The sequence below is a fragment of the Bacillus sp. LR_5 genome (assembly GCF_042709275.1).
This window is the reverse complement of the sequence record NZ_JAVAXX010000249.1, coordinates 1-9343: the sequence shown is the minus strand read 5'-3', so window position 1 is coordinate 9343 and position 9343 is coordinate 1. Positions and strand designations below refer to the sequence as shown.

11 protein-coding genes and 2 pseudogenes are annotated in these 9343 nt (G+C 41.5%); 11 read left to right on the top strand and 2 right to left on the bottom strand.

Annotated features, from left to right (window positions below):
- From RAC86_RS30135 to RAC86_RS30090, 10 genes and pseudogenes are all read left to right on the top strand, one after another.
- Positions 1-196 (top strand): annotated as a pseudogene (locus tag RAC86_RS30135) (transporter); the annotation flags it as partial.
- 40 nt (positions 197-236) lie between these two features.
- Positions 237-1835, top strand: coding sequence for an MFS transporter (locus RAC86_RS30130; protein WP_014113146.1), 1599 nt, complete (start codon positions 237-239; stop codon positions 1833-1835).
- A 22-nt stretch (positions 1836-1857) separates the two neighbouring features.
- Positions 1858-2388, top strand: coding sequence for an NAD(P)H-dependent oxidoreductase (locus RAC86_RS30125; RefSeq protein WP_014113147.1), 531 nt, complete (start codon positions 1858-1860; stop codon positions 2386-2388).
- A gap of 12 nt (positions 2389-2400) precedes the next feature.
- Positions 2401-2775, top strand: a complete 375-nt coding sequence (locus RAC86_RS30120; RefSeq protein ID WP_072565986.1) for a hypothetical protein — start codon at positions 2401-2403, stop codon at positions 2773-2775.
- Positions 2775-2878 (top strand): annotated as a pseudogene (locus RAC86_RS30115) (hypothetical protein); the annotation flags it as partial. The gene RAC86_RS30120 and the pseudogene RAC86_RS30115, both read left to right, overlap by 1 nt.
- A gap of 63 nt (positions 2879-2941) precedes the next feature.
- Positions 2942-3703 carry a hypothetical protein gene (locus RAC86_RS30110; RefSeq protein ID WP_014113149.1) on the top strand — a complete coding sequence of 254 codons (762 nt, stop codon included), beginning with the start codon at positions 2942-2944 and terminating at the stop codon, positions 3701-3703.
- Between the two features lie 2 nt (positions 3704-3705).
- On the top strand, positions 3706-4071 hold the full coding sequence (locus RAC86_RS30105) for a GntR family transcriptional regulator (protein ID WP_014113150.1): 366 nt from the start codon (positions 3706-3708) through the stop codon (positions 4069-4071).
- Between the two features lies 1 nt (position 4072).
- Positions 4073-4771, top strand: coding sequence for an ABC transporter ATP-binding protein (locus tag RAC86_RS30100; RefSeq protein ID WP_072565987.1), 699 nt, complete (start codon positions 4073-4075; stop codon positions 4769-4771).
- A gap of 12 nt (positions 4772-4783) precedes the next feature.
- The gene (locus tag RAC86_RS30095; RefSeq protein WP_014113152.1) at positions 4784-5701 is read left to right on the top strand and encodes an ABC transporter ATP-binding protein; all 918 of its coding nucleotides are present in this window, start codon (positions 4784-4786) and stop codon (positions 5699-5701) included.
- Complete coding sequence (locus RAC86_RS30090; protein ID WP_061188243.1) at positions 5694-6635, top strand: ABC transporter permease; 942 nt, start codon at positions 5694-5696, stop codon at positions 6633-6635. The genes RAC86_RS30095 and RAC86_RS30090 overlap by 8 nt, the downstream gene beginning before the upstream one ends.
- 92 nt (positions 6636-6727) lie before the next feature.
- On the opposite strand, the gene cspB is transcribed toward RAC86_RS30090, so the two are convergent.
- Positions 6728-6931 (bottom strand): cold shock-like protein CspB, encoded by a 204-nt coding sequence (gene cspB, locus RAC86_RS30085; protein WP_003224086.1) that lies wholly within the window; start codon positions 6929-6931, stop codon positions 6728-6730.
- Between the two features lie 437 nt (positions 6932-7368).
- Here cspB and RAC86_RS30080 point away from each other — a divergent pair, with 437 nt between their 5' ends.
- Complete coding sequence (locus RAC86_RS30080; protein ID WP_072565988.1) at positions 7369-8199, top strand: MetQ/NlpA family ABC transporter substrate-binding protein; 831 nt, start codon at positions 7369-7371, stop codon at positions 8197-8199.
- Between the two features lie 2 nt (positions 8200-8201).
- On the opposite strand, the gene dgcK is transcribed toward RAC86_RS30080, so the two are convergent.
- Positions 8202-9281, bottom strand: a complete 1080-nt coding sequence (gene dgcK, locus RAC86_RS30075) for a diguanylate cyclase DgcK (protein ID WP_072565989.1) — start codon at positions 9279-9281, stop codon at positions 8202-8204.
- Positions 9282-9343 lie beyond the last annotated feature (62 nt).

Genomic DNA, 9343 nt, shown 5'->3' with positions numbered 1-9343 from the left:
TCCTGATACAACTTTTGACGGTACTGTAGAAGAAATTGGCTATGCGACTAACTCAACTTTTGATATGCTTCCATCTACGAATTCAAGCGGAAACTACACAAAAGTAACGCAAAAGATTCCTGTTAAAATTTCAATCAAAAACCCATCTGATAAGGTGCTTCCTGGTATGAATGCATCTGTTAAGATTTCTGAGTAAAACAGATCAGTCATCACACCATGAAAGGAGGTTGTCTTAGATGGCTACAGGCAAAGAAAAAAATGCAAAAAGCCCTATGTCATTGCTAATTGTGCTAATGGCGGGTTTATTTCTGGCAATTCTAAACCAAACACTGCTTAACGTTGCAATGCCGCACTTAATGACTGAATTTGGCGTAAGTGCAACGACGATTCAGTGGCTCACAACAGGTTACATGCTTGTTAACGGTGTCTTGATTCCGTTATCTGCGTTCCTGATTACGCGCTTTGGTCAACGGAGTCTCTTCCTCGTTGCCATGTTCTGTTTTACGCTCGGTACGTTAGTCTGCGGTATCGCACCTAACTTCTCTACCATGCTGATCGGCCGTTTGATCCAGGCTGTAGGCGGAGGTATCTTGCAGCCGCTCGTTATGACAACCATTCTGTTTATCTTCCCTCCTGAAAGCAGGGGGAAAGGAATGGGGATTTTCGGACTTGCAATGATGTTTGCTCCTGCGGTCGGCCCGACTCTTTCTGGGTGGATCATTGAGAATTATACATGGCGCATTATGTTTTACGGCCTTGTGCCGATCGGTGCCATTATTATTATTGTGGCTTTCTTCATCTTTAAAAACATGGTGGAACCGCAAAAAATCAAACTCGATACTCTCGGAGCGATTCTTTCTATTGTCGGTTTCGCATCTCTGCTATACGGTGTCAGTGAAGCCGGCTCTGACGGCTGGACTGATCCTATTGTATTATCAACAGTGATTATCGGCGTCATCGCAATTATTGCGTTTGTTGTTCAGCAATTGCGCCATGATGATCCGATGCTTGATTTCAGAGTGTTTAAATATGACATTTTCTCACTCTCGAGTGTCATTAATATCATTATTACAGTGGCACTTTACACTGGTATGTTCCTGTTACCGATCTATCTGCAAAACCTGGTCGGCTTTACGGCGCTTCAATCCGGTCTGCTTCTGCTTCCAGGTGCGATCGTTATGCTGATTATGTCACCGATCTCAGGTATTTTGTTCGATAAATTCGGACCGAGACCGCTTGCGATTATTGGGCTTCTCGTGACAGTGGTAACAACATATCAATATACGCAATTAACAATTGATACACCATATACGCACATCATGCTGATCTACTCAATTCGTGCATTTGGTATGTCTCTCTTAATGATGCCAGTCATGACAGCTGGGATGAACCAGCTTCCAGCCCGTCTGAACAGTCACGGAACGGCGATGAGCAACACGCTTCGCCAAATCAGTGGATCAATTGGAACTAGTTTAATTACGACGATTTATACAAACCGTACGACATTCCATTATTCACAAATTGCAGATAAAACAAGCACGGCGGACCCGAACTTCCTCCATGCATTCCAAAATGCAGTTTCGAATTTAATGGTGAATATGAATGTACCTTATGAAACAGCGAAAACGTATGTTTACACTCATATTTATAAACACGCGTCACTCGATTCAAACGTCATGGGGATTAATGACGCCTTTATGTGGGCAACATTATTCTGCGTAGCAGGATTAATTTTAAGTATCTTCCTGCGTGACGTCAGAAAAGATAAATTGCGTAAGAAGAAAAAAGAGGAGCTTTCATTACTTCCTGCTCCAAAAGAAGCTAAGGAATCTTAATCTGTACAGGGAGGTTTCCTGAATGAAAATTTATGTAGTGTATGATAGTGAAGGCGAACATACTAAGGTGCTTGCAGAAGCGATTGCTGAAGGCGCGAGAGAAAACGAGGCGGCTGAGGTATTGATTGACCATGTCGATCAAGCAGATATCCGCAAGCTGAAAGATATGGATGCGATTATCTGGGGATGCCCAGGGCATTTCGGAACAATCAGCTCCGGTCTTAAAGCTTGGATAGACAGACTTGGCTACTTGTGGGCTGAAGGCGAGCTGATCAACAAAGTCGGCGCTGTTTTCTGCACAACGGCAACAACACACGGCGGTTTGGAAATGACAATGCACAACTTAATCACGCCGATGTTCCACCAAGGCATGATCGTTGTCGGTCTGCCTGGCAATGTGCCAGAAAACGCACTGTACGGCTCTTATTACGGAGCAGGCGTCACTTGTCCGGTTGACAGTGATGAGTTAATGTCTGAGGAAGGTATTCAGCTTGGACGCGCCTTAGGAAGACGCGTCAGCCAAGTCACAGGAAACCTAACAGCAGGACAGTAAGGAGAGGTTGAAATGGCCATTATTATAGCAATTATTGCTGCTGTCATTGTCATTGCGGCCCTTATTACATTTAACGTCCGCAACGCCTCTCCTGGACCCGAGAAGCAAGAAGCAACCGAAAGAATCGCCCCTCCAGAAGAGGAAAAAAACGAAGCGCAATACCCAGCTGAAGCAAGGGCTGCCGAGCATACGCCATCCGTTGTAAAAAACGATTCTACAAAAGAGAAACGAGAAACAATGGGTGATGATATTTACAGGCAGGCGCTGCAAAAGTTTAAGCATTCTGATGAAGATCAGGCAGAAGAAGAGGTCACTGAAGAAAGTGACAAAATGCAGGACCGCAGCTATCGTGATGCACTGCTCTCCATGAAAAATAAGAAAAAGTAATCAAAAAGGCAAATCCGTTTACTCATGGCGGATTTGCCTTTTTTTTGCTGTTTATAAGTATGAATTATATTTTTTATCAAATAAATCCATGGAATATGTTGTATAAGGATTTGATCTAGTGTACTATGTTACTCATACACCGAGGGTTCTTCCGGGAGGTAAAGACATGGATTCTTTTTTAGGTTTGTTAAAGAAAGATATCAAGCTTTCAAGAATGTGGCTGCTAGTATGGATATGCGGAATTATTTTCTTATTGGGAACAGGCCATATTATAGCTTCTCGCACGAAAGAGCCTCTAGTCATTTTTGGTTTCTTTGTTGCAGTTGCTTTTTTTCTGCTTTTCCTATCTCCTGTTTTTGTGTTTTATCATCTTCGCAAAGAAGGGAAATCACAGCTTTGGCTGTACAATCCAAATGGCGGCTTCTGGCTGTTTTCTTCTAAATTGGCAGCATCTTTGCTCTATCAATTTCTGATTCAATTGGCATTAACGGCTTACGGTATTTGGATTTATCATATGCTCTCTGTAAATAATCTGCTGGAGCATCAAGTTGATATAACTAGTACAGCTACTTTGCTGAATATGTATGGGCTTATTTCTTCGTTAGATATGTCAGTAACAGTCATTGTGTTTTGGACTGTTTTTCACTCTCTCAGGAATTGGCGCGGAATGCGGTGGGCTGCGATGGTTCTGTTGGTCGCAGTGTGGTTCTTCTTCGATGAATACATCATAAGCCCTTTGGTTGAATCTCAAAAACATTTCTGGCCGGTAACAGTCTATTGCAATTTTGAATTCCACTTCCACAACGTTTGGAGATTGGAATTAAAACCTATACATCTGTCTGTACTAGGGTTTCCTATTGCTATAATCATCACGGTCTTGCTGCTCATCATGGCTTCAAAACTGCTTGATCGTAAAGTAGAGGTGTGAATATGGACAATCATTTCCAATCCTCGAAACCGATTTATCTGCAAATCGCAGATCAGATCTTTTATCGGCTGGTCAGGAAGGAGTTGCTCCCAGGAGACAAGCTTCCTTCTGTAAGAGAAATGGCGATTCAAACCAAGGTAAATCCCAATACAATTCAAAGAACATACAGTGAGATGGAAAGGCTGGGTATTGTGGAGACAAGAAGAGGTCAAGGCACATTTATTGCGGAGAAAGCAGAAATCGTAGATGAGCTGAAGGACAGGCTGACACGGGAAGTACTGGAAGGCTTTGTGAAGCAAATGACAGAGCTGGGGCTAACGAAAGAGGAAATGGTAGAAAGGATTAAAACATTCACTGAGGGGAGCTAAAATGGAAATCAACTTAGAACATGTATCAAAAAAATACGGCCGCCACACCGCCGTCAATGATGTATCGATCACCTTATCATCCGGACGAATTTATGGACTGATCGGACCGAACGGCAGCGGCAAGTCAACAACCTTAAAAATGATGGCTGGCCTTCTCTTTCCTACTTCAGGATTCGTAAAAGCGGATGAAAAGCTGGTTACGAGAGATATGGTGCGTCAAACGGCTTATCTTACAGAGCTTGATATGTTTTATCCGCACTTCACTGTAAAGGATATGGTGAATTTTTATCAGTCACAATTTCCTGATTTTCAAACAGAACAAGCTTATAAGCTGTTGAATGAGATGCAGCTTGATCCGGAAAAAAAGATCAAAAAGTTATCAAAAGGAAATCGGGGAAGGCTGAAAATCGTCCTTGCTTTAGCAAGACGGGCATCTGTCATCTTGCTTGATGAACCTTTTTCCGGGCTTGATCCGATGGTCAGGGACTCCATCGTAAACAGCCTGGTGTCATACATTGATTTTGAGCAGCAGATTGTCGTGATCGCAACGCATGAGATTGATGAAATTGAAACTTTGCTAGACGAAGTAATCATACTTGCAAATGGAGAAAAAGTTGCTCAGCGTGATGTGGAAGATATTCGTGAGCGGGAAGGCATGTCTGTATTGCAATGGTTTAAATCAAAAATGGAAGTTTGCTAGAGGAGGAATTCGATGAAAACAGTATTGGAATTGAAAAATGTAACAAAGAACATCAGAGGCCGAACGATCATTGATCATCTGAGTTTTTCGATTCGTGAAGGCGAAGTATTCGGTTTTTTGGGGCCGAACGGAGCAGGTAAAACGACAACCATCCGGATGATGGTGGGGTTAATGAAGCTGTCAAAAGGTGATGTGCTCATTTGCGGCCAATCAATTACGAAAGAGTATGCCAAGGCGATTAAGCATATTGGGGCTATTGTAGAGAATCCAGAGCTGTATAAATTTTTGAGCGGATATAAAAATCTCCAGCAATACGCAAGGATGGTCAAGGGCGTCACGAGGGAAAAAATTGATGAAGTCGTTGAGCTGGTCGGTTTAACAGACAGAATCCATGACAAGGTGAAAACGTATTCTCTTGGGATGAGACAGCGTCTTGGCTTGGCACAATGTCTTCTTCATGATCCGAAAGTGCTGATTTTGGATGAACCGACAAACGGCCTTGATCCGGCGGGGATCAGGGAAATCAGAGATCACTTGAAGAAGTTGACGCGAGAAAAAGGAATGGCTGTCATCGTCTCAAGCCACCTGCTGTCAGAAATGGAACTGATGTGTGACCGAATTGCGATTCTGCAAAAAGGAAAGCTTATCGATATTCAAAATGTGAGAGATGAAATCACTGATGAGAACGATACATATTTCTTTCAAGTTGAGCAGCCGAATGAAGCCGCTTCTGTTCTGAAGGAGTACAATTTGGTGAAGAAGGCAAATGGTGTAGAAGTCAAACTGGCTAAAGACGAAGTTCCTGCGGCTATTGAATTGCTGGTGATGCAGCAAGTCCGCATTTACGAAGTTAAAGTAGTGACAAAATCGTTAGAGGACCGTTTCTTAGAAATAACAGGTGAAGCAAAAGAGGAGGTTCAACATGCTTAATTTGATTTATAATGAGTGGATCAAAATTTTCAGCCGTGCCGGAACATGGGTGATGATCGGGATTCTGGGATTAACAATGGTTGGATTTGCATTTCTGGCGAATCATTTTTCTGCTGGTGATTCAAATCTCCATTGGAAACAAGAACTCCAAGCGGAAAACACCGTACTGAAGAAAGAAATCAAAGAAAATCCTTCACTGAAAGGTGAATATGAAGAAACAATCACACTTAACAACTATCGTATAGAGCATAACATCCCAGGTGACACAGGCTATACTGTATGGTCTTATGTAACGGATTCAGCAGGCTTTACAATCCTTACCGGGCTGTTTACCATTATTATCGCAGCCGGAATTGTCGCGAACGAATTTAATTGGGGAACCATAAAGCTATTAATGATCCGCCCGCTCAGCCGTTTTCAGATTTTGCTCTCCAAATATATTACAGTTCTCTTGTTTGGTTTCTTATTGCTGTTTATTTTATTTATAGGTTCTACTTTGCTGGGACTGATCTTTTTTGGGACAGGCGGTGACACTGCCGCGAATATTCATTTAATCTATAAGGATGGCCATGTCATTGAGCAAAACATGATGGGGCATTTGGCCACAACGTATCTTTCTGAATCCGTCGCGGCTTTAATGGTGGCGACGATGGCATTTATGCTGTCCGCTGTATTTAGAAACAGCTCTCTTGCAGTAGGGTTTTCCATCTTTTTGTTGGTAGCCGGTACGACTGCCACTGCATTTATTGCAGCGAAATTTGACTGGGCGAAGTATATATTGTTTGCTAATGTAGATTTGTCTCAGTATGTGGATGGCACACCGTTAATAAAAGGGATGACTATGACGTTCTCTATCAACATGCTGGTGATCTACTTTATCATCTTCCTGTTGCTTGCTTTCGGAATCTTCATGAAACGGGATATTGCAAACTAATGAAAAAAAGCTGTTTTGCTTATGCAAAACAGCTTTTTTATCGAAATAAAAACTGCAGGTTTGCACCTGCAGTTTTTCATATCAATTTATGCTTACGCTTCTTTAGTAACGTTAGCAGCTTGTGGTCCGCGGTTTCCTTCAACGATTTCAAAAGAAACAGCTTGGCCTTCTTCTAAAGTTTTGAAGCCTTCGCCTTGAATAGCAGAGAAATGAACGAATACATCGTCTTGACCTTCTACTTCGATGAATCCGAAACCTTTTTCAGAGTTGAACCATTTTACTTTACCTTCTAACATGAAATTTCCTCCTAAAGCGATCATAACGCTTAAATTCACTATTCTTGCTCTTAACAAACTTTCAAGACGAAAACTCTTACAAAACTTTCTTCTTAAAGATAGTTCGAACAAAAATAATTACCTTTACTCTACCAGTAATCTTCAGAAAAAACAACTGCTAAATGAAACTTTTTTCGGAAAATACCATATTTATTTTTCAATTTGATATTTATTTACGGAAATTCATCTGTTTTCTCGATATGTGATCATACGTTTGCCTTAGTATTCCTTCTTTTCGGGAAGACAATGTAATAGGAATTGACAACCTTATTGGATATGAGTAAGGTAAAAGTTAATCAATATTACAAATGACAACGTTTATCAACTAAGAGAGCGTATGATTTTTATGTCTGATATTGGGTTGCATGCTCTAATACATAGATAGGAGTATGGTCACAATGAAAAAGTGGCTTATATGCAGTTTCGTTGTTGTTCTTCTCGTTTCATTTACAGCATGCTCACCGTCAGCAGAACATGAAACGATAAAAATCGGAATTGCTGAGTCTGACGAGGCAATATGGAACTATATTGCTAAAAAAGCTGAAGAAGCAGGGCTGGATATTCAGCTGATACCTTTTTCTGATTATGCGGAGTCTGATATCGCGCTTGCTAACAAAGAAATTGATGCCAACGCCTTTCAAAACATTTCATTTTTTCAGTCGTTCACTCAAAAATACAAACTTAAGCTGGAACCGCTCGGTACGACATACATAACGCCTATGGGCATTTATTCAAAGCGGTATAACCGATTCCAAGATATACCACGAGGAGCTGTCGTTTCTGTACCGGATAAAGCACTCGATTTTGGCAGGGCGCTTACGGTGCTTAAGGAGGCAGGGTTGCTAACGTTGAAAAACGGATTTAACGGAACAGGTTCAGTCGATATGATTAAAGATAATCCGAGGCACCTGAAATTAAAAGCCGTCCGGCAACAGGGTGCAGTGAGCGGCACCGACGTGTTTGTCATGAAACCGTCTGAAGCAAAAAAAGCGGGACTGAACCCGGAAAAACATGCCATAAAGAGCGGTGGACTAATGTCTAAGGAAGAGATGAATTTGATTGTTGTCAGAGCGGAGGACCAAGATCGGGAAGCGCTGCAAACCATTCTTGAGCTCTATCAAGCTGATGATACAGCGGCATTTATAGAAAAAGAATATCAGGGGGATCTTGTCCCGGCTTTTCTGCCTTTGAAACGTCTTTCAGATTGGAAGAATGAATTCGAACATTGAATTCATTCTTTTTTTTCTGAAAAACATACTTTGTTTCGTCCCGTTTCTTTCGCTTTGTACAGCATTTGATCGGCAAGAATCGGCAAAGATTCTGGATGCTCCGTATTATTAGGATAATGAGAGGCCCCCAGTGATATCGTAACTGACAGCTCTTCACCATTTGTTAATCTAATTGGTGCGTCACTGACAGCACATCTGATCTGTTCTGCGATCTGGGCTGCTTTATCAAGCGTACAGTTCGGCAGGAGCACGGCAAATTCTTCACCGCCAATCCGTGCGGCAGGATCAGTATTTCGGATGCTCTGCTTCAGACGTGAGCCCAGCTCTTTCAGCACCTGATCTCCTTCATGATGGCCGTATTGGTCATTGATGGTTTTAAAATGGTCGATATCCATATAAATCAGTGCGAATTGAAAATGCGGGGTATTGGCCGCCTGTTGATATAGAGCTTGTGTGATTTCTTCAAACTTTCTTCGGTTATAAATGCCTGTTAAAAAGTCAAAGTGCGCCTGAAACTTATATTGTTTAAAAAGAAGATGTGCATTTGTTTCATGATCAATAATATATAAACTGAGCATGCCGCCCGCTATTGAGACGATCCAAAAATATAAGTGAAGTTCATATGAATGTAAATCTATAAGAAAATAAAAGGAAAAGGAGATCATACTATTTGTGATCATTAAAAGATAGAAAGCATGTTTTAATTGGACTTTTTTTCTTCTAGAAACAATGAGTGACGGGATGGCAGCGATACAAATGATAATAACCGAGTATATTGCAGATGTGTTCATCGTGATCAGCATGCGGCCTGCAGCGATCATAACCAAGGCCGTTGCCGTTGAAACCCAGCCCCCATAAAGAGCGGCAATCATAATAGGGATATTTCGAAGATCAATGATTGAATGCTGATAGGTAAATCCAAAAACCATTAGAATAACCCCGAGCAAACCGCAGGCCAGTCCTTTAACAGCTTGGAAGGATATGCTGTCTTTTTTATGTACTAACCTTTCTTTAAACAGGTGGGTGAAGAGATAATTAAATGTGATTAAAATGGTCAAGTTTACAAACAGTTCTTTCAGCAAATATTATCACCCTTATATAAGGTACTAAAGATGGAAGGGAAAGAAAAGAACAAAAAAGGGAT

Coding starts and splice junctions, on each gene's coding strand:
- RAC86_RS30105 (WP_014113150.1), top strand. CDS start 3,706: ATGGACAATCATTTCCAATCCTCGAAACCGATTTATCTGCAAATCGCA.
- RAC86_RS30100 (WP_072565987.1), top strand. CDS start 4,073: ATGGAAATCAACTTAGAACATGTATCAAAAAAATACGGCCGCCACACC.
- RAC86_RS30125 (WP_014113147.1), top strand. CDS start 1,858: ATGAAAATTTATGTAGTGTATGATAGTGAAGGCGAACATACTAAGGTG.
- cspB (WP_003224086.1), bottom strand. CDS start 6,931: ATGTTAGAAGGTAAAGTAAAATGGTTCAACTCTGAAAAAGGTTTCGGA.
- RAC86_RS30080 (WP_072565988.1), top strand. CDS start 7,369: ATGAAAAAGTGGCTTATATGCAGTTTCGTTGTTGTTCTTCTCGTTTCA.
- RAC86_RS30110 (WP_014113149.1), top strand. CDS start 2,942: ATGGATTCTTTTTTAGGTTTGTTAAAGAAAGATATCAAGCTTTCAAGA.
- RAC86_RS30120 (WP_072565986.1), top strand. CDS start 2,401: ATGGCCATTATTATAGCAATTATTGCTGCTGTCATTGTCATTGCGGCC.
- RAC86_RS30090 (WP_061188243.1), top strand. CDS start 5,694: ATGCTTAATTTGATTTATAATGAGTGGATCAAAATTTTCAGCCGTGCC.
- RAC86_RS30095 (WP_014113152.1), top strand. CDS start 4,784: ATGAAAACAGTATTGGAATTGAAAAATGTAACAAAGAACATCAGAGGC.
- RAC86_RS30130 (WP_014113146.1), top strand. CDS start 237: ATGGCTACAGGCAAAGAAAAAAATGCAAAAAGCCCTATGTCATTGCTA.